We start from the raw sequence: 20,824 nt of genomic DNA on the forward strand, positions 1-20,824 counted from the left end.
CCGGTGCCGGTGCCGGTGGCGGTGGCGGTGGCGGTGGTGGCGATGTTGGCGATCCCCAGATCCACCCCGACAAACCCGTCCGGAGCGCGCACCGGAACGTCCGGCAGGTCGCAGGTGGCGATGAGAAACCACCTGCCATCGCGGCAGACCAGGTCTGATTCGCCCTTGCGGTGAGCGGCCAGCAGGGCGAGCTGATCGGCCGAGGCGGTGAACGCCACGCCCTTCATCCGCCCACCCACGGTCCAGATCGACACCGTCCGCGCGTCCAGCTGCCAGGACAGGCAGCGGTCGTCGAACGGCTGGGCCGCGCCCGGGCGAAAGACGATCGGCCGGGCCAGCACCCGCTCACGCCGGACGGAGCCGGGCCTGCCCAGATTGCCCTTGCGGACATGGGCGTGCAGGGTGGCGTAGGCGTCGGCGACCTTCTTGATGACATGCTGCGCGGCCTGAGCCGCCAGCCCGTACCTGTCCTTGACCTGCCCGTAGACGTGCCTGCGCAGATCGTAATTGCGAAACACCCGCTGGGTATGGGCGAGCGCCGCCACCCAGGTGGCCGCGTCGTTGGCCGCGCGCAACGTCGCCTCCAGCGCCGCCGCCTGCTCAGGCGTCGGCAGCAGCCTGACCTGTACCACCAGCTTCACCTCGAACACATTATCGCCAACCCCATGCCACCGGGATAGGAAACGAAGAACGCCCGGGCTGAGCCGCTCCACGGCCTACCAGTCACCGCACCGCTCGGGCCTTGGCGGCCCTCCCGCGCTGTCGTTTCCTCCCGGGCGTGAACGCCCAGGGTTCCACGCCAGATCACGCTGAACACGCAAGAAGGGTGGGGCACCCGCCGCTCATGAGCCGCCTCGCAGGAGTCGCTCGACGTCCCGGCAGAACTTGTCGAAGGAGGGCGCGAGCTCGGTCAGGTGTAGAGGCGTTCCAGGACGACGGCCACGCCGGGCTCGTCGCTCGACAGTATCCGCCGTTCGACGGCCTGATGGCAGAGATCGGCCCTAACATAGCTGTGCCCCGGCTGCATGCGAGGCAGAGGCAAGACCGGGGCTTATGAGCCGACGGTACCACCCTCGACATCCCCCCGAAAGTCCCCTCAACGGAACGGCGGCCCCTATGCAGCGCTCCGAGGCCAGGCGGCTGGGTGCTCTACTGTCCCCAATCCGCCTGGCCGAATACGAGCTGCGCTGCGCGAGTGACCCGGTCGCCGCCCTACGGCTGCACTGCTGGAACACCGAGATCAGTGAGGCCTTCTACGGGCCTCTGCAGTACCTGGAGCTCGCCATGCGCAGCGTCATGACCCGTGAGCTCGTCGCCCACTTCCGCCGGGACGACTGGTGGAACCATCCCGGAACACAGCTGACCTACGGCGCCCGCCGACGCATCGACGAGGCTGAGCAGCAGATCCAGCGCACCGGCCTGCCAGTTGATGCGCATTTCGTCACCGAGGAACTGCCGTTCGGCTTCTACGTATCATTGCTCGGCCGCGGCGACGGCTACGACCAGCGGCTGTGGCGGCCCGCGCTGTACCGCGCCTTCCCCGGCCACCGAGGGCGGCGCCGTGACCTGCACCAGAAGGTCGATTACCTGCGCGTGTTCCGTAACAAGATCGCCCACCACGGAGCAATCCACCACCGTCACCTGGTCGCCGATCACGACGCGATCGTGGAATGCCTACGCCTCATCGACCCGGGGCTGGCCGCCATGGTCGACCAGCACAGCCGGGTCAGGGAAGTTCTCGCCCGCCGGCCATGACCTCGGCCGGCCCCAGGCCGGAGAGTCACAACCGTTCGGCGAGCCAATCCGGCTCGTTGACCGCGGTCAGGTGTAGAGGCGTTCCAGGATGACGGCGACGCCGTGCTCGTCGTTCGAGAGCGTGCGGCGCTCGACGGCCGCGAGGACCAGGTGGTGGGCGTTGGCCATGGCGTAGCCGGCTCCGGCGAACGCCAGGACCGCGAGATCGTTGGGCATGTCACCGAACGCCGTCACCTCGGCCGGCTCGACGCCGCGCGCCGCGCAGATCGCGGCGAGCGTGCCCGCCTTCGTCACGCCCGGCGCGCTGATCTCCAGCAGGCCGCGCCCGCCCGAGTGGGTGACCTCCGCCTGGCCCTCGACGGCGGCCACGGCCGCGGTGAACATCTCGTCGACCGCGTGCGCCGCCGACCAGGCCAGCAGTTTGACGACGGGTTGCCCCGCGTCACGGATGGCGGGCACCTCGCGGTAGTGCGCCAGGTCGTGGGCGTGTTGCGTGACGTAGCCCGGCTCGCCCAGCACGCCATGACCCGTCTCGGCCGCGAACGCCACTCCGGGCAGCGCCTCCGCCAGCGTGTCGGCGATGCGCGCCGCGGTGCCGGGGTCGAGGTCGTGGCGGGTGACGATCTCGCGGGTGCCCGCGTCGTACACGATCGCGCCGTTGCTGCAGATCGCGGTGCCGCCGACCCCGGCCGTCTCGGCGATCGGGTCGACATCCCTCGGGGGTCTGGCCGTGACGAACACGATCTCCGCGCCGGCCTCGCGGGCCAGGTGGAGCGCGCGGCGGGTGCGCGGGGAGACGGAGCCGGTGGAGTCGAGGAGGGTGCCGTCCAGGTCTGTGGCCACGATACGCGGAGGAAGCACTCCTCGATCATCCAGCCTCGACCGCTCCGCCGTCGAGGCCCGTCGCGGTCCGGCCGCCCCCGATCACCACCGATCGCCCCCGGTCGCCTGTCGCCGTCCGGTCAGACACGCAGCTCGGACGGCAGCAGGGTCGTGGCGTTCAGCAGCTCGACGCCGAGCAGCTCACCCGAGTCGCCGTAGTCGAGGACGATGTCGTCCACCGTCTCGTGGCGTACGGCCTCGCCCGGCACCAGCTCGCTCTTGAACGCGATGTAGGCGACGTCGACGTTCTTGTCCCAGCTGACGTGGACCGTCTGCGCCCGCCGGCCGCCGGGCTCCTCGTCCCAGCGCAGCAGCCCTTCCTTGAACTCGGGCGAGCCGGCGAGCGCCGCCCGCACCATCACCAGCACGAGCTCCAGCGCCTGCAGGGCGTCGACCCCGGTGACCTTGCGTTCGTGCTCCCAGCCGGCCAGGCCGTCGATGCGGTAGGGGCACGACCACTCCCCGGTCGGCTCCTCGACGGGCAGCCCGACGGCGACGATCACCTCACCCGGCGGCTCGGTGGCGAGCGTCAGCGTGCGGCGGGCGATCTCGTACATGAAGGGTCATCTACCCCGGCCGCGTGGCCCGCAAGACTGCCCGGATGAGTACCGTGGGTTCCATACCGCCATGGTCGAAACCCTTCCGGCAGGTGGCCGGCCCGGATTACTCTGCGTACGTCCATGAGGGGGCACAGTGATGTATGAGCCGTTCGGGACCAGGCTGCGAGCCAGGCTCGACAAGTACGGACCACTCTGCGTGGGCATCGACCCGAGCCCGGAGTTGCTGGAGGCGTGGGGCCTCGACGACTCGCCCGCCGGGCTGGAGCGCTTCTGCCGCACGGTGGTCGACGCCGTGGGCGACGTCGCGGCGGTGGTCAAGCCGCAGTCGGCGTTCTTCGAGCGTTGGGGCAGCCGTGGCATCGCGGTGCTCGAGGAGATCATCGCCGACCTGCGCGACGCGGGCACGCTGGTGCTCCTCGACGCCAAGCGGGGCGACATCGACAGCACGATGGCCGCCTACGCCGAGGCCTATCTCGACCACGGCAGCCCGCTCGCGGTCGACGCGGTGACGCTCAGCCCCTATCTGGGCTTCGGCTCGCTGGAGGGCGCGATCACCTCGGCGATCGCCAACGACGCCGGCGTCTTCGTGCTGGCGCGCACCTCCAACCCCGAGGCGGCCACGCTGCAGTCGAAGGTCGCCGGTCAGATCTTCGACGGCGTCGCGGCGGCCAACGCGGGCCGCGCGCCGCTCGGCCCGGTCGGCGTGGTCGTCGGCGCCACGCTGCCGTCCCTCGACCACTCGCTCGACCACCTCAACGGGCCGATCCTGGCTCCGGGGCTCGGCGCGCAGGGCGCCTCTCCCGCCGACCTGGCCCGCCTGTTCGGGCGGGTACGGCACGCGGTCGTGCCGTCGGTGTCGCGTGCCGTGCTGGCCGACCCGGAGAAGATCAGAGACCTGACGCTGCGCTACCGCGACGACTGCGCCCACCACCTGTCCGTCTGACGTCCGCCTGCTCGGGCGGCTCAGCTCGTCGGTTCGGTGTCCGGCCGCACCTCCGGCCGGCCGGCGGCGGGGTCCCCATCCCCACCTGGTTCCTCCGCTTCTGCCGGTTCCGGCCGCTCGTTCTCATCGGCGGGCTCCTCGTCACCTGGCTGAGATGGGCCGGAATCCTCGGCCGGACCGGAATCCTCAGCCTGGCCGGACCCCTCGGCCGGGCCGGACCCCTCGGCCGGGCCGGACCCCTCACACTGGCCAGGCTCCTCAGACTGGCCAGGCTCCTCGGGCGGACTGGACCCCTCGGGCCGGCCCGGCTGGTCGGGACGGCCGGGCTCGTCGCGGGCCTCGGGAGGGTCGGCGGGGATGGGGCGGGCGGCTCTCGGCGTGTCGGCGCCGGAACGCTCGGCGACCACGTCGCTCTCGCCGCCGAGGCCGTTCGGGGCGTCGGGCAGGTCCTGGGGGTTCTCGCTCATGGAACCCCATCTGCCCCGATCGCACCGGGTGATGCGAGGACCCGGCGGGCGGCGGCGTCAGGAGCTCGGCACCGGGGCGCCGCGTTGGTCGAGGGCGTGCTGGAGGTCGGTGGTCAGGTCCAGCTCGCCGAGGGCGGCGATCCACGGGTGGCCGCCGTCGAACGGTTCGCCGTCGCCGTCGCGGCGTACCCCGACCGTCCACCAGCCGGCGGCCCGCGCCGCGTCCAGTTCGGGTACCGAGTCGGACAGGAAGACGATGCTCCCGGGTTCGGCCTCCAGCACCGACGCGATGGTGAAGTAGGACTCGGGATCGGTCTTGGCTCCGGGCACGACGGTGTCGAAGTTGCCGCTGAACAGCCCGCGCAGGTCTCCGTGCTGCGTGTGCCGGAACCACAGCCGCTGGGCGAGCTGCGACCCCGAGGAGTAGACGTGCAGCGTCAGCCCCTGCTCGCGCCAGCTCCTCAGGGCGGCCGGCACGTCGTCGTACACGTGGGAGGTCAGCTCGCCGGAGGCGAAGCCCTCCTGCCAGATGAGGCCCTGCAGCGTCTTCAGCGGCGGCACCTTGACGTCGTCGTCGATCCACCTGACGAGCTGGTGCCCGAGCCGGCGCACGTCCGCGCGCGGCTGGGACAGGAAGTCACGCAGCTCGGCCACGATCCGGGCCGACTCGGGGCGCCGCAGCCAGGTGTGGACGCGCTGGCGCGAGTAGGGGAACAGTCGCTCGCGCACGTGTGACAGCGAGCTGGTCGTGCCCTCGATGTCGAGGACGACGTGCCGGATCACGGGGTCGCCTCCAGCAGCTCGTCGAGGGTGGGGATGCGGAGGGCGACGGGGTCGCCGGTGAAGTCGGCGAGCCAGCCGTCCTCCTCCTGGAAGAAGCGGACGGCGGTGAAGCGGGGTGTGGCGCCGGTGTCGAACCAGTGCCGGGTGCCGCTCGGGACGGAAAGCAGGTCGCCGGCCTCGCACACGACGGCGTGGACCCGGTCGCCGAGGTGCAGGTAGAAGCAGCCGGTGCCGTCGGCGAAGAAGCGCACCTCGTCCTCGTCGTGCACGTGTTCGTCGAGGAACTTGGCCCTGGCGGCGCGGGCGGTGTCGGGGTCGACCTCGTCGGCGTCCAGGCGTACGACGTCGACCAGCCGGTAGCCGCCGGTCCGCCGCAGGGCGGCGATCTCCTCCGCGTAGGCGGTGAGCGGGTCACCGGGCCCCTTGAGCTCCCAGCGCTCGAACGCGACGCCCCGCTCGGCCAGCTCGGCGGCGATCCGGGCGGGATCGGTGGTGCGGGTCAGGACGTCGCCGTCCTCGGTCATGATCTGCAGGAGGGACATCGTTCAGCTCCGTTCGTTCTGCGGGTGAAGCAGGCCAGGGCGGCCAAGCGGGTCAGGCGCGTCACGCGGGCCAAGCGGGCCTGTGCGTTCTGGCCGGTCGAGCACGTGGAGGCGGCAGAGGAGTTCGAGGCACTCCAGCCGGTTGCGGGCGGTCTCCAGGTCAGGACCCCACGCGGTGGCGCCGTGGTGGGCGATGAGCAGCACGGGTGGGGCGTCGTCGCCCTCGCGGCGGAGGAAGGCGGTGATGTCGGCGGCGATGCGCGGCACGTCGGCCCAGTTGCGGAACACCGGGACGGTGACGGCGAAGGGGTCACGCCCGCCCAGCCCCTTGATGATCTCGAAGTCGGCGAAGCTCACCGAGACCGCGCCGCGCCGCGCCGCCTGGGCGGCGACGAGGGTGGCGTAGGGCGGGTGGGCGTGGACCACCGCCTGGCAGCCGGGCACGCCGTCATAGAGGGCGGCGTGGATCACGGTCTCCGCCGACGGTCGCGGGCCGCCGGGCCGGGCCGGGCGGCCGGTGCCCGCCTCGACCTCGACCGCCGAGTCTGCGTCCAGCTCTCCCTTGCTGAGGCCGCTGGCGGTGACCAGCGCGTGCCCTGGCCGGCCGGGGAGCCGGGCCGAGATGTTGCCGGCCGTGCCCTCCATCCAGCCGCGCAGGTAGAGGCCGCGGGCGACGCGGGCGATGGAGTCGCCGAGGTGCGGCGGCGTCCGGACGGTCATCGGACCTCCTTGAGACGGCGGGAGCAGGTCATGAGAGCACCCGAGTCTCGGTGACGACGGCGGTGACCAGGTCGGCCGGGGTGACGTCGAAGGCCGGGTTGTAGACCGCGCTGCCCGGTGTGGCCGTGGACCGCCCGCCGAAGGAGGTGACCTCGTCCGCGCCCCGCTCCTCGATGACGATGCGGGCGCCGTCCGGGGTGCTCTCGTCGACGGTGGACTCGGGCGCGACGACGATGAACGGGATCCGCTGGCGGGCGGCGGCGACGGCGAGCGCGTACGTGCCGATCTTGTTGGCCACGTCGCCGTTGGCCGCGACCCGGTCGGCGCCGACGAGGACGCAGTCGACCAGCCCTGATCCGATGGCGAAGGGGCCGGCGGAGTCGGCGCAGAGCCGGTAGGGGATGCCGGCCTCGGCCAGCTCCCAGGTGGTGAGCCGCGCTCCCTGCAGCAGCGGCCGGGTCTCCCCCGCGAGCACCTCGCCGACGTGTCCCGCCTCGGCCAGTGTCCTGATCGTGCCGAGGGCGGTGCCCCAGGCGACCGTGGCCAGGCGGCCGGTGTTGCAGTGGGTGAGCAGGCGCAGCGGGCGGCGTTCGCACAGCCGCAGCACCAGGTCGGCGGCCCGGGCGGAGGCCTCCCGGTTGATCCGCTCGTCGTCGGCGAGCAGGTCGAGCGCGTGGGCCAGCACCGCGTCCGGTCCGCGGCCGAGCAGGCCGAGGGCGCCGTGCACGCCGCGGGCCAGGTTGACGGCCGTGGGCCGGGCCCCGGCCAGCCGCTCGGCCTCCTCGGTGGCGGTCCGGTGGTCGGGGGCGGTGCGGGCGATGAGCGCCACGCCCAGCGCGCCCGCCACCCCGAGGGCGGGCGCGCCGCGGATGGCGAGCTCCTGGATGGCTTCGATCAACTGGCCGGTGCCGGTGATGCGGAGCGTGCGGTACGCGTGCGGCAGGGCGCGCTGGTCGACGGCCACGATGGCGCCGTCGTCCCAGGTGATGGATCTATCCATGATGGCTCCAAGCGGGTTGCCGGGAGTGCACGACCCGGCCGGCGACGAAGGTGAGCTCGACCTCGGCGTACTCGATCTCCCCGGCGGGACAGGTGAGGATGTCGCGATCGAGGACGACCAGGTCGGCGGGACGCGAAGGGGCGATGATGCCGGTGTTGACGCCGATGAGGTGGGCGGACCCGATGGTGTAGGCGGCGAGGGCCGCCTCCACCGGGATCGACTGGTACGGCAGGAACGGCGGCACGTGGGCCGCCTCCCGCAGCCAGGGCGCGCTGAGCGTGGCCGGGGTGCGGTTGACCGCGACGTGGATGCCGTGCAGCGGGTCGGGGCTGCTCACCGGCCAGTCGCTGCCGGCGGCCAGGCGGGCGCCCGAGCGCAGCAGGTCGGCGAAGGGATACTGCCAGCCCGACCGGCGCGGTCCGAGCGCGGGCATGATGTTCTCCGTCATCTGGGGCACGGCCGCCGCCCACAACGGCTGGACGGCCGCGGCCACGCCGAGCCGCCGGAAGCGGGGCACGTCGCTGGGCCTGATGACCTGGGCGTGCGCGATGTGGTGCCGGGTGTCCTGGCTGCCGTTCCTGGCCCGGGCGATGGCCACGGCGTCCAGGCAGTGGTGGACGGCCCGGTCGCCGACGGCGTGCATGTGCGCGTGGAAGCCGCGGCGGTCGAGCGCGCCGACCGCGTCGGCCAGGTCCTGCGGCTCCAGGAACTCCTGGCCGTTGCCGCCTCCGCCGTGGTAGGGCTCGAAGAGGGCGGCGGTGCGGTTCTCGCAGATGCCGTCCTGCATGATCTTGACGTGGGTGGCGCGGAAGCCGGAGGCGCGGGCGACGGCGCGGCGTTCGGCCAGGTCGTCGGCCTGCTCCGGGCCTTGGTCGCGGTCCCACCACAGCGCTCCGGCCACCCGCCAGTCGATCAGGCCGCGCTCGGCGGCGGTCAGGTAGGCGCCGAAGGTGTCGGGCAGGCCGAGGTAGGGGCCGACGAGCGCGTCCTGCCAGGAGGTGACGCCGTGGGACCACAGCACGTCGCGGCCCGTGGTGAGCGCGGCGAGCAGGTCGTCGGCCGAGGGGCGGGGGGTGAGCCGGCCGACCAGCTCGGCGGCGCTCTCGTGCAGGAGGCCGTCGGGCTCCCCGCCGGGGTCGCGGCCGACGCGCCCGCCGGGCGGGTCGGGCGTGGTGGCGTCGACGCCGGCCAGCGCCAGGGCGGCGCTGTTGACCCAGGCGTTGTGCTGGTCGCTGTCGAGCAGGTAGGCGGGCCGGTCGGGGACGAGGCGGTCGAGGTCGCGGCGGTGCGGCGCGCCGCCGGGGAACAGGGCGCCGACCCAGCCGCCGCCCAGGATCCACGGGCCGGGGTGGCTCGCGGCGTGGGCGGCGACGAGGTCGAGGCATGCGGCGGCGCTCGCCGCGCCGCCGAGCTCGCAGCGGTTCAGCTGGAGCCCGGCGGCCACGGGGTGCGCGTGCGCGTCGTGGAAGCCGGGCAGGACGAGCCGGCCGGTGGTGTCGATGACCGTGGTGCGCGGGCCGATGGCCGGGCGGAGGTCGGCGACGGTGCCGATCTCCGTGATCCGGCCGGCCCGCACCGCCACCGCGTCGGCCCACGGGTAGCCGGGCGCGTGCACCCGGCCGCCGAGAAGGACGAGATCCGCTGGCATGGCAGCCCTCTCACTCGTGCTCGATGTCGACGGTGATCAGGTCGCGCACGCGGGCGATGAGCCGGGTGAGCGCCGGGCCGTCGGGAGCCGTGAGGTGCACCTTGACGAGTTCGGTCCCCAGGTCGCGGGTGGTGGGCACGAGGTCGCCCACCCGGGCCTGCTGGAAGACCGTGTCGACGCCGGGCAGCCGCCGCACCTCGTCCAGCCCGGCGAGCCGGCACAGGATGCCGGGCGGCCCGTCGTTGCGGACGAAGCTCATGCCGAGCCGGGCGGCGAAGCGCGGCGGCGCGGCGGCGACGGCCGGCTCGCGGCCCAGGTAGACGGCGAGCGTGTCGTGGTAGGGGCGGAACGTGCTGTGCCGTTCCCACAGTCTCGGGATGCCCGCGCCGGGGAGCCGGGCCCCGATCTCGATGAGCGCCGGTCCCCGCTCGCCGGTCTTCACCTCGATGTGGCAGGGGCCGAGCCGGATCTCGAAGGCGTCGAGCACGTCCAGCGCGAACTTCTCGATGGCCGGGTCGGGCTCCGCCTGGACGAAGTCCCAGTAGGGGTTGTCGTAGTCGCCCGGGCCCGGCAGCCGGTACTCCCAGACGTCCAGGATGGTGTGGCGGCCGTCGTGGCTGAAGGTGTTGATCGCGTACTCGGTCCCGCGTACGTACTCCTCGACCAGCCATTCGTCGATCGGGTTGCCGAACAGGTCGCAGGGGTCGGCCCCGGCGATCGCGGACAGCCGTCCGGTGTCGGTGACGAGGAAGACGTTGTGGGAGCCGGCGCCGGTGGCGGGTTTGACGATCAGCGGCAGGCCGATCCTGGCCGCGGCCTCCGGCAGCCGGCTGAGGTCGCGTACCACCTCGTAGCGGGGCACGGGGACGCCCCGGGCGGCGGCCAGCGCCCGCATGGCGCGCTTGTCGCGCCGGGCGCGGGCGGTGCCGAGCGGGTTGCCCGGCACCGCCCGGGTGTCGGCCAGGACGGCGGCCGAGTGGACGGCGGGCTCGGTGGCCGGGATGACGGCGTGCACCCTCGGCGCCAGCGTGTCCAGCCGCCCGGCCAGGTCGATCGGCTCGCTGCCGTAGAGGGTGGCCGCGTCACCGTCGGCGTGGTCGGCCGACATCCGGTCGAGCGAGGCCGGCGCGATCGTGTAGACGCCGACGACGGGGTAGCCGAGCTCGGCGCAGGCGTCCTTGAACGGCCGGCCGTTCAGCACGGGGTCGACCAGGACGACGACGGGCTCGCCGATGGTGACGGGCTGGGTCGAGGTGATCATGGCTACCTCCGTTGGAGCGCCTCGGCCTTGCGGGCGTCGTCGGCCCGTTTGGCCACGTAGTCGTGCCAGTCGGTGCCGTAGGGCACGTAGAGGCGGACCCGCCTGCCCTGTCCGGCGAGCCGCCGGGCCACGCCGGGGCGGACGCCGAGCAGCATCTCCACCGGCGTGCCGGTGAAGACCTCGTGCATCACCCGGTCGTGGCTGGCGATGGTGAGGCCGTGGCCGCCGCGCAGGATCCGCCGTCCGATGCCGACGAACGCCATGTCCGTCTCCTCACCGAACGGCCAGGCGACCAGGGACGGCTCGGCGAAGCCGCCCTTGACCAGGCGCAGCGGCACGCCGGCCGCGATGAGCCGGTCGGCGTCGCCCGGACTGCGCCTGAGGTTGGCCTGCAGCGAGCCGCGGATCGGCACGCCCCGGCGGGAGGCCAGCTCCACGGTGTCGAGCACGGCCGTGGTGTGCTCGCCGTCCTCGGCGCCGGTCTGGATCCACCGGCCGGAGCCGAGGGCGCGGGCGATGTCCAGCAGCCGGGCGGCGCAGAACTCGACCGAGACGTCCAGCCCGATGTGCGGCAGGTCGACCTCCAGCCAGGTGCTGTACGGCTGGTCGGCGGAGATCTCCCTGGCCAGCTCGACGTACTCGGCGGTGTTGGCCAGCGCCGTCTCCCGGTCGAGGGCGACGGGCGCGAAGTGGCCGATGTTCGCCGCGATGCCGTCGCCGGCCAGCTCGCGGGCGCGGGCCAGCGCGGAGTCCCGGTCGACGCCCGCCACGTAGGGGTTGCGGGTCAGCGTGGTGGTCATGACGTCGCCACCACGGGCAGCCGGCGGCCCTTGCCGACCGGCGTCATGGACCGGTCGCCGTCGACGAGGGCCTTGTTGCGCGAGCGCAGCTCGATGAAGTCGTCGAGGATCTTCTGGTCGCCGGACGGGGACAGGTAGTACATCATGTTGACGTACCAGGTCCAGCCCAGCTCGGTGATGACGTACTCGTGCGGGCGGTCCTCGAACATGCCCTCCCGCACGAGCTCGTCCAGCTTGACGAGCACCTCGGGGTCGATCTTGTCCCACGCGACGCGGCTCTTGTCCAGCCTGCCGTGATAGGGCAGGTGGAGCACCAGGCCCCGCTCGTACGGGATGTGGTCCGAGCGGGTGACCTTGACCTTGATGTCGTCGTTGCCGAGCAGGCCGTTGATGTAACCCGTGCGGCTCTCGTCGTTCATGATCGTCCAGTCGAGCGACTGGGTGACGGCGCTGGCGCCGAAGCCGACGAGATCGTCGTCGTGGTGGGCCCAGCAGTACTCGTGGTACTTGTTGCCGTACGTCGTGGTCGTGAACTCGGCCGGCTCGGGGTCGGGGCCGTCGAGCCGGGCGAAGCCGTGACCGTTGTAGAGCTTGTAGCCCGAGTTGCGCATGTAGTGGTTGAGGAAGACGGTCATGCCCATCTTCTCCACGTAGCTGAGCGCCCGCAGGTTGGCGCCCTTGTAGCCGGTGTGCAGGGTGTTCTGCGTCACCAGGTGGTTGATCGGGTAGAACTCGCACGACTCGGTGCCCAGGTCGATGGCGTCCTGGATGTCCTGGGCGAACTCCGTCATGGTCTGCCCGTGCATGCCGTACAGGATGTCGAAGCTGCGGAAGTCGAAGTATTCGCCGAACAGCTCCACCGCCCGGTAGGTCTGGTCGAGCGTGGCGGTGATGTTGAACAGTTCGCGGTACTTCGGGTTGAAGGTCTGCAGGCCGAAGCGCGCCTTGTTGACGCCGATCTCCTTGAAGGCCTCGACCTTCTCCCGCGTGACGCTCTTGACCTCGAACTCGATGGTGAACTCTTCCAGCCGCGACATGTCGAAGGACTCGTGCATGGCGCGGCCGATCCGGCGGATCTGGTCGGGCGTCAGCGTCGAGGGCGTGCCGCCGCCGAACCAGATGACGCGCGGCGGGACGGCGGTCACCGACTCCATCTGCGCCTTGAGGCGGATCTCCTTGATCAGCGCCTGCGTGTACTTCTCGATGATGGGGTCGCCCTCGGAGCCCAGGCCCCGGCTGAGCATGCAGAACGTGCAGATGGTGTCGCAGAAGGGGATGTGGAAGTACAGCGCCCGCGACCTGATCGGCGCCGGGTCGAGCACGGCGTGCGCCTCGCGGAAGGAGATGGCCTCCAGCTCCTGGCCCTTGAGGGGGTAGAGCCAGTTGTAGATCGGCAGCTGCCGGTCGAACTTCATGAGCGTCCGCTCGTGTCGGAGCTTCATCGGTCTTTCCTCTCCAGCTCAGCGAAGGGCGAGGGCCAGGTTGACGGCGTGCCGTGCCTCTTCCACGCCGCGGTTGACGACCTTCATGCGGTGCTTGCAGGGGCCGAGGGCCGCCAGGAGCTCCTCGACGATCAACACCGGGTCGCAGGTGCTGCCGCAGGTGAAGGCGTCGAAGAACAGCGAGTTCTGTTCGGGGTAGGTGTGAACGGACACGTGCGACTCCGAGAGCAGGAACAGGGCGGTCAGCCCCGAGGGGCTGAACCTCTTGACCTGCGTCCCGCACAGAGTGGCTCCGGAGCGGTTGATGCCCCTGGTGAGGCCGCTGATGATCAGCGCCTCGTCGTCCACGGCGTCCCTGTCGATCTCGTACACGTCAGCCATGACGTGCACGCCCGAGAAGTCATAGCTCGTCATCGCTCACCTCCCAATCGGTGATGGTGTCGGCCAACCGGATGCACGCGCGCAGCCGCTGTTCGGCCTGCGCGCTGTTGTCGCCCTCGACCACGAAGGCGAGGTACGAGTCGGTGCTGCCGTGCGCGCCGTCGAAGTCACGGGGCACGGCGGTCTTGACGATGAAGTCCTTGATGTACGGGTGGCCGTCCGGCTCCCGGATCGCGGTGAGCCGTCCTCGCCTGGGGGGCACGAGCAGCCAGCCGTAGCTCCTGCCGCTGTCGCCGAGCCGTACGCCGGGGCCGTGCTCCAGGCCGGCCTGGTGCCGGATCCACAGCTGCGCCGGGTTGACGCCGGTGGCGTAGGTGAGCGTCTCCATGATGTGCGCGCCACCGAGCCGGCAGGCGATCTCGCAGAAGACCAGCCGCTCACCGTCGGCGAAGACCTCCAGGTGGAAGGGGCTGAAGTCGACCGGCGGCAGGCCGGCGACGACCTGGCCGGCCAGCTCGGCCAGCCGGGCGAACTCCGGGTCGTCGCAGTCGAGCTGCACGCTGCCCAGCGGCACCGAGTCCTGGAAGGACAGGCAGTTGTTGATGTAGCGCGAGGCCGAGACGTACAGGATCTCGCCTTCGTGCATGAAGCCGTCGACGTGGTAGACCTCGCCCGGGACGAACGACTCCAGCAGCACGTCGTCCGGGTCCCGGCCGCCGACCACCTCGGCCAGCCGCTCCGGGTCGCGCACCAGCTCGACGCCGTGCGAGGCGAAGCCGGTGCGCGGCTTGACGACGACCGGGTAGCCGGCGCGTCCCGCGAAGGCCAGCGCCTCGCCGGCGTCGCGCGGGACGGCGAAGTCCGGCACGGCCACGCCGGCGGCCCGCACCCGCTGCTTCATCAGGTACTTGTCGCGCCACGGCAGCGCCTCGGAGTAGCGCAGGCCGGGGATGTCGTGCCGGTCGCGGGCCCTGGCGCACCTGAGGATGTCGTCCTCGGTCACGTGGACGAGGGTGGAGATCGGCCGCTGCCGGCAGACCTCGTCGAGGAGCACGTCCACGGCGGGGTTGTCGGAGTAGCCGGGCACGGCGTACACGTGGGGGAAGGAGGCCCGGTAGGGCCCGAACGCCTCGTCCCCGGTGACCAGCGTGACCCGGTCGGCCACCTCGGCGAGCCAGTCTCCCAGCGGGGTGACCGACCCGGGGATCCGGTGCACCATCAGCAGCTCGCTCATGTCATTCCTTTCCGACGAGTCGGGGGCCGGCGAGTTCACGGTCCATTCCGGTGAGTTCGCGGTCCTTGCCGGTGAGCTCGCCCGCGGCTCCGGCGGGTTCGCGGCCGGCGTCGTCCGTCGCGTCCCGGCCGCCGGGTGGCTCGGGCTCACGATCGGGCCGCGCTCTGATCAGTAGCCACCCGCCGAAGGCGAACACCGCCATCGCGGCGAAGTACAGGGAGGGGCCGATGCCGAGCAGCGCGCCACCGGCCAGCGGCCCCAGGAAGAAGCCGAGGTAGCGCAGCTCGGCCAGGCCGAAGTAGGTGCCCTTGCGGGAGTCCGGGGTGATCTCGTGGATCACGATGTCCGGCAGCGGGATGAGCGCGGCCTCGCCGACCGTCCAGAGCAGCACGCCGGCGGCGGCGAACCCCCAGTGCAGGGGCAGCCCGCTGAACAGCAGCAGCGACGCGGCGAAGGCGGCGCTCCCGATCAGCGCCAGGGTCCGCTGCGGCAGCCGCCGCGCGAGCCAGGCGATCGGGAACTGCATGACGATGCCGAGCGCGGCGTTGGCGGCGAGCAGCACCGAGAAGTAGGTGACCGCGTCGGCGCCGCGCACGTCCTTGACGAACAGCGGGAAGATCGATTCGAACTGGGAGAAGACGAAGAAGATCACGAATCCGGCGGCGATCAGCAGCAGCAGGCTCCGGTCGGCCAGCGCGTGCCCCCAGTCGCGGCCCTCCCGTTCGCCGCCGCGGTCGAGCACGCTCAGCCGGGCCCGGTTGACGGTGAGGAAGCCCAGGTAGACCAGGTACACGACGACGGGCAGGACGAAGATGAGCCAGGCGTCGAACGCGTAGAGCGCGGCCCCGATCAGCGGGCCGACGACGGCGCCCAGGCAGAGCGTGACGTACCTGAGGCGGAAGGCGATCCCGTCCGAACCGGACGACGCCAGTGACAGCAGCTTCTTCATCGACGGCTCGACCAGCACCCGGGCCACGCCCAGCAGCACGATCAGGCCGATGACCAGCGCGAGGCGGCTGGTCAGGGCCAGCGCCAGGTAGGTGGCCACGTAGACGACCAGGCCGATTCTGATCAGCGTGAACGCGCCCACCCGGTCGGCCACGATCCCGCCGAGGAAGCCGCCGAACGCGGCGATCAGCGCGATGCTCCCGACGACGCCGCCGATGGTGGCCGCGTTGAGCGTCGAGATGTCGGACAGGTACAGGGTGAGGAACGGCAGCGTGGCGAAGAACGCGATGGTGTTGAGCTGGCTCCCCACCACGAGGAGAAGCAGTGGCCGGTTCCTGTACCAGGGGGCGGACATGTGACCTCCATTGCCTCGTCGGCTACGTCATCGACTGTCGCAGCGGGCTCTAGAGAGCCGGTAAAGGGCGCGGGGCGCTCGTTTCTTCAGTGGTTCCTCAGCGGGGTGCGGCACCATGGCTCTTCTACCTTTCGAACCGGTGGAGTTCTCATGCTGGCTAGAGCCGCCGTGGGACTCGGCTCCCTGGCCTTGACGGGCTGTTACGGGTCTGCCGATCGACGCGAGGCGGTCCACACCCTCAGGAACGCGCTGGACATGGGCGTCCCGCTCATCGACACCGCCGACCACTACGCCGCCGGCGCCGTCGAGCGGATGATCCGCGAGGCCGTCTCCGGCGGGCGCGGCGACGGCACGCTGATCTCGACCCGGGGCGGCCTGCGCTTCGCCCGTGACGGCGCGCTGATCGGCGTCGACGGCAGCCCCGGCTACCTGCGCCGGGCCTGCGAGGCGTCGCTGCGCAGGCTGGGCCGCGGCCACATCGACGTCTACTACCTGGCCGGCGTGGATCCGCGGGTGCCGCTGGAGGAGAGCCTCGGTGTGCTCGCGGACCTCGTCGCGGAGGGGAAGATCCGCTCCATCGGCCTGTCGGGGGTGTCGGCCGAGCAGCTGCGCCGCGCGCACGCGGCCTTCCCGGTCGGCGCGCTGGCCGTCGAGTACTCCCTGATGGAGCGCCGCGCCGAACGGGAGCTGCTGCCCGCCGCCCGCGAGCTGGGCGTCCAGGTGGTGGCCTGCCGGCCGCTCGGCCGCGGCCTGCTGACCGGCCGCGTCGCCTCGGCCGAGGCGTTCGGGTCCGGCGACGTACGCCGGGGGCAGGATCGGTTCCAGGCCGACCGGCTCCGGCGTCAGGCGTGGCGGCTGCGGGCCGCCGGCGAGGTGGCCACCGGCATGAGCGCCGGCCTCACCCGGCTGGCCCTGGCCTGGCTGCTGTCACGGCAGGACGGCGTCGTACCGGTGCCCAGCACCCGGCACGGCCTGCACCTGGAGATGAACGTCACCTCCGCGCGGCTGACCGTCGGCTCGGCCGAGAGCGAGCGGCTGGAGGCGTGCTTCCCCGTCGGCTGGGACGAGCAGGAGTCAGCCGACGGGCGGCTTGGGCGCTGTGATCAGTGAGGCGGCGATCGCCTTGTTGACGGCGTCGATCCGCGACACCGCGCCGAGTTTGACGTAGATGTTGCGCAGGTGCCGCTTGACGGTGGCCTCGGTGAGCCCGAGCTGGGCGCCGATCTGGGCGTTGCTGAGCGCGCGGGCGGTGAGTTCGAGCACCTCGCGTTCGCGGTCGGACAGCGGACCGGCGGGCTGCGCCTGGATCTGGGAGAGGCTCTCACGGGACACGGCGAGCAGCACCCTGCCGTCGTCGGATCTGGCGGTGCGGATGGCCGACACCAGTTCCTGCCTGGTGACGCTCTTGAGCAGGTAGGCGTGGATCCCGGCGGCCAGCAGCGCCTGGAGCATCTGCGGGCCGTCGTACATGCTGAGAATGATCACCTTGGTGTCGGGCGCGAGCCGGTGGACGCGGCCGACCGTGGTGGTCACGTCGTCGCCGGGGATCTCGATGTCGAGGAGGATGACGTGCGGCTGGGTCGAGGCGGCGAGCTGCACCGCGCTCTCGCTGTCGCCCGCCTCACCGACGACGACGAGGTCCTCGTGCGTCTCCAGGATCTCCCTGATCCCCTCGCGGACCAGCGCGTGGTCGTCGACGATCAGGACGGTGGTGGGGTCACTGGCTGGGCGCATCGCGGTGTCCAGGGAGTGGGATGGCCATTTCGACGTGGGTGCCGGCGCCCGGCCGGCTGAATAACGTGACCGTGCCGCCCAGGAGGTCGACGCGCTCACGGATCGAGGCCAGTCCGATGCCGTCGGACGCGGCCAGGTCGGTGTCGGTGAAGCCGCTGCCGTCGTCGTCGACCATGGCGCGCAGCTCGTGCGGGGCGATGTCCACGGTGACGAGGATCCGCCGGGGGGCGCCGTGGCTCAGGGCGTTGCGCACCGCCTCCCGGATCACCAGGAAGGACTCGTCCCGTACGGTGGGCGGCGCCCAGGTCTCGTCGCCGTTGATGCCCAGGCTGATCTCGGGGCCGTGGTCGGCCACGGTGTCGACGTACCCGAGCAGCGCCTTCTCCAGGCTCTGGGGCACGTCGTCCATCTTCAGGTCGGAGGTCACCGCGCGCAGGCTCAGCATGGACTGCTTGAGGGCCTCCTGGGCGCGGCCGGCCCGGTTGGCGGCCTTCACGGGCTCGCCGGCGCGGTAGACGTCGTAGAGCTCCAGCTGGCGGTGCGCGATGCTGAGCGCGCTGCCCACCCGGTCGTGCAGCTCCCGGGCGATGCGGTTGCGCTCGTCGAGGTGCGCGTCGTGCAGTTTGCCGAGCAGGTAGCCGGAGTAGGAGGCCGAGGCCGCCGTGATGCGCAGCATGAGGCTGCGGTGCAGGGCCAGGACGGCCAGGCGCAGGGCCTCGACGCTGCCGTGGACCTCGGTCACCGTCTCCAGCACGATCGCCTCGAAGAGCGCCGAGGCCGCCGTCAGCGACTCGCTGGGTTGCACCCCGCGGGAGGCGCGGCTGCTGCCGATGTCCAGGGCCAGGAGCCGGTATCCCTCGTCGACCTGGACGCTGCCCGCGCGGAGGCTGTTGATCACGTCGCCCAGGATGAGCTCGGCGTGCCGCAGGAGCTGTCCGCGCGCGTGGGGGTCTCTGACCAGCAGGCTGCCCTTGAGTTCCAGCTCGCGCTGGTAGGTCTCCATGATCTGCGCGCGGCGCGCCTCAAGCCGTTCGGCGGCCTGATGAGCTGCGCCCCCTGCGGGCATGGGCGTCTCCGCTGGGTAAAGGAAGAGGAACCCTTCTCCCCATCCTTGCGTATCGCCATCAACTAGACAACCGATACAAATATCGCCATCAGATGTACGCCGTACTGAGTGACCATGAAGGCGCGGTACGGCCGGCGCCGGCGCGCACGGTCACCCTGGGACAGGTCGCCGAGGGCGAGCACGGCCACGGCCCCCGCGCCGACCAGCATGATCACGGCCGGCCAGACCAGCTCGGGCGCCACCACCACGGCGGCGACGAGGAACACGACGCCGAGCGTCACGGCCGAAATGGAGGCCAGCCGGCGCACCCGCCGGTCCCCGCGCGTGACGGCGATGGTCTGCCGGCCGGCGGCCGCGTCGCCCGCCGCGTCGGACAGGTCCTTCGTCGTCGCGCCGACCAGGCCCATCCACAGCGACATGACCAGCGCGAGCACCAGGAGCTTCGGCGTCGGCACGGCCGCGGCCTCGCCCATGTAGTAGGTGAGCAGCCCCGCGACGGTCACCGTGACCATGGCACCGCCGGAACGGCGCTTCAGGTAGCACGGCGGTCCCGAGTAGGCCAGCCCCAGCAGGATCAGAACGGGCACCGCCGCGGCCATCGGGCCGCCGAGCAGGAGGCCGCCCACCAGCGCGGACACCGCGGCGGACACGGCGATCCAGATGGCGGCCCCGCGCGACAGCAGGCCGCTGGCGATCGGCCGGGCGGATCCGTTGAGCCGGTCCTCGCGCACGTCGGTGACCCCGTTGTAGAGGTAGACGAAGAAGACCGCCGCCTCCCAGACCAGGGCGGCCGCCACCAGGTCGGGCCGCCCGCCGGACATCGCCGCGCCGGTCAGGAACCTGAGGAGGAATATCACCAGCACGCACGGGCGGGCCTCGGCGAAACAGAGGCGGAGAACGGTCAGCGGAGAGGTCACGGCGACGCGGTCAATGGCGGCGGTAACAGTGCTCATGCCCTGAGTTTCACTCGGAAAAGGGCGTTTCGATAAGGGGGGAAAATTAAGAGACCGGGGGGCCATAACTTTCGATACCCCCCCTACACCCTTCGATACGCGCGGCGATCTTTGGTGGGTCTCCACTTGCCCCGCCACCTGGGCAGACCTAATTTCAAAACATGACGAACTACTGCGTTCTAGGCACTTTCCGCGTCATCAACGATGGCCGCGACTGCACGCCCGGTCCGCCCAAGCTACGGCAGCTTCTCGCGCTTCTGCTGATATGTGCTGACCACACGGTGAGCCTCGACGACATCGTCGCCGAATTGTGGGACGAGGCCCCGCCCAAGACCGTGGTCGCGACCGTGCAGACGTACGTCTACCAGCTTCGCCGGCTCATCGAACGCGAACGCCTCGGCGCCCCGGGAGAGGAACTGCTCACCACCAACCGGGCCGGCTACGCCTTCCACGTGGAGCCGGGCGCGCTGGACGCGGAGGTCTTCCGCGAGCTCTCCTGCCAGAGCCGCCGCGACCTGGAGACCGGGCGTCCCGGCGAGGCCGCCGCCGCCGCGCAGCGGGCGCTCGACCTGTGGACCGGCCCGGCGTTCGCCGGCGTGACGACCGGCGGCGTGCTCGACACGCACGCCGTCTTCCTGGACGAGCAGCACCAGCGCACCCTGGAACTGCGCATCGAAGCCGACCTCCGGCTCGGCCGGCATCGCGAGCTGGTCGGCGAGCTGCGCTACCTGGTCGCCCGGCACCCGCTCGACGAGTGGTTCCACGGGCGGCTGATCCAGGCGCTCGGCGGCGCCGGCCGGCGCGCCGAGGCGCTCCAGGCCTACCGGGACGCCCGGCGGATCCTCAACGACGAGCTCGGCGTCGAACCGTCGCGCGAGCTCCAGCAACTGCACCTCGAAGTGCTCACCAGCGACCGGCGCCCCCTCGCGCTGGCCGGTTGACCGGACAAGCAGGAGTACGTGCCATGTGCCAGACCCAGATCCGCAAGCCGAAGCCCCGGACCGAACCCGTCCACCTCGACCTGCGCACGCCGTCAGGTCGCCGTCTGCCCTTCTAGGAGGCAGCCGTGACTCACCGCCTGTTCACCTCCGAATCGGTGACCGAGGGCCACCCGGACAAGATCGCCGACCAGATCAGCGACGCCGTCCTGGACGCCCTGCTGAAGAACGACGACACGAGCCGGGTCGCCGTCGAAACCCTGATCACCACCGGCCAGGTCCACGTCGCGGGCGAGGTGTCCACCAGCACCTACGTCGACATTCCGGGTGTCATCCGGGAGAAGATCCTGGAGATCGGTTACGACGCCTCCCACAAGGGTTTCGACGGCGCCTCGTGTGGCGTGTCGGTGTC

24 protein-coding genes are annotated in these 20,824 nt (G+C 71.6%); 5 read left to right on the top strand and 19 right to left on the bottom strand.

The window, feature by feature from the left end; all coding sequences use genetic code 11:
• Positions 1 to 641 (bottom strand): transposase (locus IEY82_RS32095; protein WP_189128012.1); only part of this gene is annotated, 641 nt, incomplete at its 3' end.
• Between the two features lie 269 nt (positions 642 to 910).
• The gene (locus tag IEY82_RS40020; RefSeq protein ID WP_263648004.1) at positions 911 to 1,042 is read right to left on the bottom strand and encodes a hypothetical protein; all 132 of its coding nucleotides are present in this window, start codon (positions 1,040 to 1,042) and stop codon (positions 911 to 913) included.
• 74 nt (positions 1,043 to 1,116) lie between these two features.
• Here IEY82_RS40020 and IEY82_RS32100 point away from each other — a divergent pair, with 74 nt between their 5' ends.
• Positions 1,117 to 1,755 carry a hypothetical protein gene (locus IEY82_RS32100; RefSeq protein ID WP_189128013.1) on the top strand — a complete coding sequence of 213 codons (639 nt, stop codon included), beginning with the start codon at positions 1,117 to 1,119 and terminating at the stop codon, positions 1,753 to 1,755.
• Positions 1,756 to 1,821: 66 nt separating this feature from the next.
• On the opposite strand, the gene IEY82_RS32105 is transcribed toward IEY82_RS32100, so the two are convergent.
• Both IEY82_RS32105 and IEY82_RS32110 read right to left on the bottom strand, forming a co-directional pair.
• On the bottom strand, positions 1,822 to 2,616 hold the full coding sequence (locus IEY82_RS32105) for a Cof-type HAD-IIB family hydrolase (protein WP_225262983.1): 795 nt from the start codon (positions 2,614 to 2,616) through the stop codon (positions 1,822 to 1,824).
• A 101-nt stretch (positions 2,617 to 2,717) separates the two neighbouring features.
• Entirely contained in the window at positions 2,718 to 3,194 is a 477-nt protein-coding gene (locus IEY82_RS32110; RefSeq protein WP_189128014.1) for a DUF2283 domain-containing protein, read from the bottom strand.
• A 139-nt stretch (positions 3,195 to 3,333) separates the two neighbouring features.
• On the opposite strand from IEY82_RS32110, the gene pyrF reads away from it, so the two are divergent.
• Complete coding sequence (gene pyrF / locus IEY82_RS32115; RefSeq protein ID WP_225262986.1) at positions 3,334 to 4,140, top strand: orotidine-5'-phosphate decarboxylase; 807 nt, start codon at positions 3,334 to 3,336, stop codon at positions 4,138 to 4,140.
• Between the two features lie 20 nt (positions 4,141 to 4,160).
• On the opposite strand, the gene IEY82_RS32120 is transcribed toward pyrF, so the two are convergent.
• From IEY82_RS32120 to IEY82_RS32175, 12 genes are read right to left on the bottom strand one after another with little or no spacing between them, the layout of a single operon-like run.
• Positions 4,161 to 4,607 (bottom strand): hypothetical protein, encoded by a 447-nt coding sequence (locus IEY82_RS32120; protein ID WP_189128016.1) that lies wholly within the window; start codon positions 4,605 to 4,607, stop codon positions 4,161 to 4,163.
• Positions 4,608 to 4,664: 57 nt separating this feature from the next.
• Positions 4,665 to 5,390, bottom strand: coding sequence for an acireductone synthase (gene mtnC / locus IEY82_RS32125; RefSeq protein ID WP_189128017.1), 726 nt, complete (start codon positions 5,388 to 5,390; stop codon positions 4,665 to 4,667).
• The gene (locus IEY82_RS32130) at positions 5,387 to 5,932 is read right to left on the bottom strand and encodes a 1,2-dihydroxy-3-keto-5-methylthiopentene dioxygenase (RefSeq protein ID WP_189128018.1); all 546 of its coding nucleotides are present in this window, start codon (positions 5,930 to 5,932) and stop codon (positions 5,387 to 5,389) included. Before IEY82_RS32130 ends, mtnC begins: the two co-directional genes overlap by 4 nt.
• Positions 5,933 to 5,935: 3 nt before the next feature.
• Positions 5,936 to 6,652, bottom strand: coding sequence for a methylthioribulose 1-phosphate dehydratase (mtnB, locus tag IEY82_RS32135; RefSeq protein WP_189128019.1), 717 nt, complete (start codon positions 6,650 to 6,652; stop codon positions 5,936 to 5,938).
• 28 nt (positions 6,653 to 6,680) lie between these two features.
• On the bottom strand, positions 6,681 to 7,652 hold the full coding sequence (gene mtnA / locus IEY82_RS32140; RefSeq protein WP_189128020.1) for an S-methyl-5-thioribose-1-phosphate isomerase: 972 nt from the start codon (positions 7,650 to 7,652) through the stop codon (positions 6,681 to 6,683).
• Positions 7,645 to 9,300: an amidohydrolase gene (locus tag IEY82_RS32145; protein ID WP_189128021.1), complete on the bottom strand. Its 1,656-nt coding sequence runs from the start codon at positions 9,298 to 9,300 to the stop codon at positions 7,645 to 7,647. The genes mtnA and IEY82_RS32145 overlap by 8 nt, the downstream gene beginning before the upstream one ends.
• 10 nt (positions 9,301 to 9,310) lie before the next feature.
• Positions 9,311 to 10,561, bottom strand: coding sequence for an ATP-grasp domain-containing protein (locus IEY82_RS32150; RefSeq protein WP_189128022.1), 1,251 nt, complete (start codon positions 10,559 to 10,561; stop codon positions 9,311 to 9,313).
• Positions 10,562 to 10,563: 2 nt separating this feature from the next.
• Positions 10,564 to 11,361: a proline dehydrogenase family protein gene (locus IEY82_RS32155; protein ID WP_189128023.1), complete on the bottom strand. Its 798-nt coding sequence runs from the start codon at positions 11,359 to 11,361 to the stop codon at positions 10,564 to 10,566.
• Positions 11,358 to 12,803 carry a radical SAM protein gene (locus tag IEY82_RS32160; RefSeq protein WP_189128024.1) on the bottom strand — a complete coding sequence of 482 codons (1,446 nt, stop codon included), beginning with the start codon at positions 12,801 to 12,803 and terminating at the stop codon, positions 11,358 to 11,360. The genes IEY82_RS32155 and IEY82_RS32160 overlap by 4 nt, the downstream gene beginning before the upstream one ends.
• Before the next feature lie 18 nt (positions 12,804 to 12,821).
• A complete protein-coding gene (gene speD / locus IEY82_RS32165; RefSeq protein WP_189128025.1) occupies positions 12,822 to 13,217 on the bottom strand; it encodes an adenosylmethionine decarboxylase in 396 nt (131 codons plus the stop codon).
• Entirely contained in the window at positions 13,204 to 14,418 is a 1,215-nt protein-coding gene (locus tag IEY82_RS32170; protein ID WP_189128026.1) for an ATP-grasp domain-containing protein, read from the bottom strand. The genes speD and IEY82_RS32170 overlap by 14 nt, the downstream gene beginning before the upstream one ends.
• 1 nt (position 14,419) lies before the next feature.
• Complete coding sequence (locus IEY82_RS32175; RefSeq protein ID WP_189128027.1) at positions 14,420 to 15,721, bottom strand: MFS transporter; 1,302 nt, start codon at positions 15,719 to 15,721, stop codon at positions 14,420 to 14,422.
• Between the two features lie 150 nt (positions 15,722 to 15,871).
• Between IEY82_RS32175 and IEY82_RS32180 the strand changes: the two genes are divergently transcribed.
• Positions 15,872 to 16,831, top strand: coding sequence for an aldo/keto reductase (locus IEY82_RS32180; RefSeq protein WP_189128028.1), 960 nt, complete (start codon positions 15,872 to 15,874; stop codon positions 16,829 to 16,831).
• On the opposite strand, the gene IEY82_RS32185 is transcribed toward IEY82_RS32180, so the two are convergent.
• The 3 genes from IEY82_RS32185 to IEY82_RS32195 all read right to left on the bottom strand — a co-directional run bounded on the left by IEY82_RS32185 (position 16,796) and on the right by IEY82_RS32195 (position 19,474).
• The gene (locus IEY82_RS32185) at positions 16,796 to 17,455 is read right to left on the bottom strand and encodes a response regulator transcription factor (RefSeq protein ID WP_189128029.1); all 660 of its coding nucleotides are present in this window, start codon (positions 17,453 to 17,455) and stop codon (positions 16,796 to 16,798) included. The two genes, IEY82_RS32180 and IEY82_RS32185, sit on opposite strands and share 36 nt — an antisense overlap.
• Positions 17,439 to 18,521: a sensor histidine kinase gene (locus IEY82_RS32190; RefSeq protein WP_189128030.1), complete on the bottom strand. Its 1,083-nt coding sequence runs from the start codon at positions 18,519 to 18,521 to the stop codon at positions 17,439 to 17,441. Before IEY82_RS32190 ends, IEY82_RS32185 begins: the two co-directional genes overlap by 17 nt.
• 62 nt (positions 18,522 to 18,583) lie before the next feature.
• Entirely contained in the window at positions 18,584 to 19,474 is an 891-nt protein-coding gene (locus tag IEY82_RS32195; RefSeq protein WP_189128031.1) for a UbiA family prenyltransferase, read from the bottom strand.
• A gap of 161 nt (positions 19,475 to 19,635) precedes the next feature.
• On the opposite strand from IEY82_RS32195, the gene IEY82_RS32200 reads away from it, so the two are divergent.
• Positions 19,636 to 20,415 (top strand): AfsR/SARP family transcriptional regulator, encoded by a 780-nt coding sequence (locus IEY82_RS32200; protein WP_189128032.1) that lies wholly within the window; start codon positions 19,636 to 19,638, stop codon positions 20,413 to 20,415.
• A 125-nt stretch (positions 20,416 to 20,540) separates the two neighbouring features.
• On the top strand, positions 20,541 to 20,824 hold a 284-nt coding region (locus IEY82_RS32205; RefSeq protein ID WP_268241136.1), incomplete at its 3' end, for an S-adenosylmethionine synthetase N-terminal domain-containing protein.

Origin of the sequence: Nonomuraea cavernae (assembly GCF_014646355.1) — a bacterium.
GTDB classification, from domain to species: Bacteria; Actinomycetota; Actinomycetes; order Streptosporangiales; family Streptosporangiaceae; genus Nonomuraea; species Nonomuraea cavernae.

What these genes read in the sequence shown, in the direction of transcription:
- speD (WP_189128025.1), bottom strand. Translation starts at nt 13,217, where the DNA reads ATGACGAGCTATGACTTCTCGGGCGTGCACGTCATGGCTGACGTGTAC.
- IEY82_RS32100 (WP_189128013.1), top strand. Translation starts at nt 1,117, where the DNA reads ATGCAGCGCTCCGAGGCCAGGCGGCTGGGTGCTCTACTGTCCCCAATC.
- IEY82_RS32145 (WP_189128021.1), bottom strand. Translation starts at nt 9,300, where the DNA reads ATGCCAGCGGATCTCGTCCTTCTCGGCGGCCGGGTGCACGCGCCCGGC.
- IEY82_RS32130 (WP_189128018.1), bottom strand. Translation starts at nt 5,932, where the DNA reads ATGTCCCTCCTGCAGATCATGACCGAGGACGGCGACGTCCTGACCCGC.
- IEY82_RS32150 (WP_189128022.1), bottom strand. Translation starts at nt 10,561, where the DNA reads ATGATCACCTCGACCCAGCCCGTCACCATCGGCGAGCCCGTCGTCGTC.
- IEY82_RS32160 (WP_189128024.1), bottom strand. Translation starts at nt 12,803, where the DNA reads ATGAAGCTCCGACACGAGCGGACGCTCATGAAGTTCGACCGGCAGCTG.
- IEY82_RS32170 (WP_189128026.1), bottom strand. Translation starts at nt 14,418, where the DNA reads ATGAGCGAGCTGCTGATGGTGCACCGGATCCCCGGGTCGGTCACCCCG.
- IEY82_RS32190 (WP_189128030.1), bottom strand. Translation starts at nt 18,521, where the DNA reads ATGCCCGCAGGGGGCGCAGCTCATCAGGCCGCCGAACGGCTTGAGGCG.
- mtnA (WP_189128020.1), bottom strand. Translation starts at nt 7,652, where the DNA reads ATGGATAGATCCATCACCTGGGACGACGGCGCCATCGTGGCCGTCGAC.
- IEY82_RS32155 (WP_189128023.1), bottom strand. Translation starts at nt 11,361, where the DNA reads ATGACCACCACGCTGACCCGCAACCCCTACGTGGCGGGCGTCGACCGG.
- IEY82_RS32120 (WP_189128016.1), bottom strand. Translation starts at nt 4,607, where the DNA reads ATGAGCGAGAACCCCCAGGACCTGCCCGACGCCCCGAACGGCCTCGGC.
- IEY82_RS32110 (WP_189128014.1), bottom strand. Translation starts at nt 3,194, where the DNA reads ATGTACGAGATCGCCCGCCGCACGCTGACGCTCGCCACCGAGCCGCCG.
- IEY82_RS32175 (WP_189128027.1), bottom strand. Translation starts at nt 15,721, where the DNA reads ATGTCCGCCCCCTGGTACAGGAACCGGCCACTGCTTCTCCTCGTGGTG.
- pyrF (WP_225262986.1), top strand. Translation starts at nt 3,334, where the DNA reads ATGTATGAGCCGTTCGGGACCAGGCTGCGAGCCAGGCTCGACAAGTAC.
- IEY82_RS32195 (WP_189128031.1), bottom strand. Translation starts at nt 19,474, where the DNA reads ATGAGCACTGTTACCGCCGCCATTGACCGCGTCGCCGTGACCTCTCCG.
- IEY82_RS32200 (WP_189128032.1), top strand. Translation starts at nt 19,636, where the DNA reads ATGACGAACTACTGCGTTCTAGGCACTTTCCGCGTCATCAACGATGGC.
- IEY82_RS32180 (WP_189128028.1), top strand. Translation starts at nt 15,872, where the DNA reads ATGCTGGCTAGAGCCGCCGTGGGACTCGGCTCCCTGGCCTTGACGGGC.
- mtnB (WP_189128019.1), bottom strand. Translation starts at nt 6,652, where the DNA reads ATGACCGTCCGGACGCCGCCGCACCTCGGCGACTCCATCGCCCGCGTC.
- IEY82_RS32185 (WP_189128029.1), bottom strand. Translation starts at nt 17,455, where the DNA reads ATGCGCCCAGCCAGTGACCCCACCACCGTCCTGATCGTCGACGACCAC.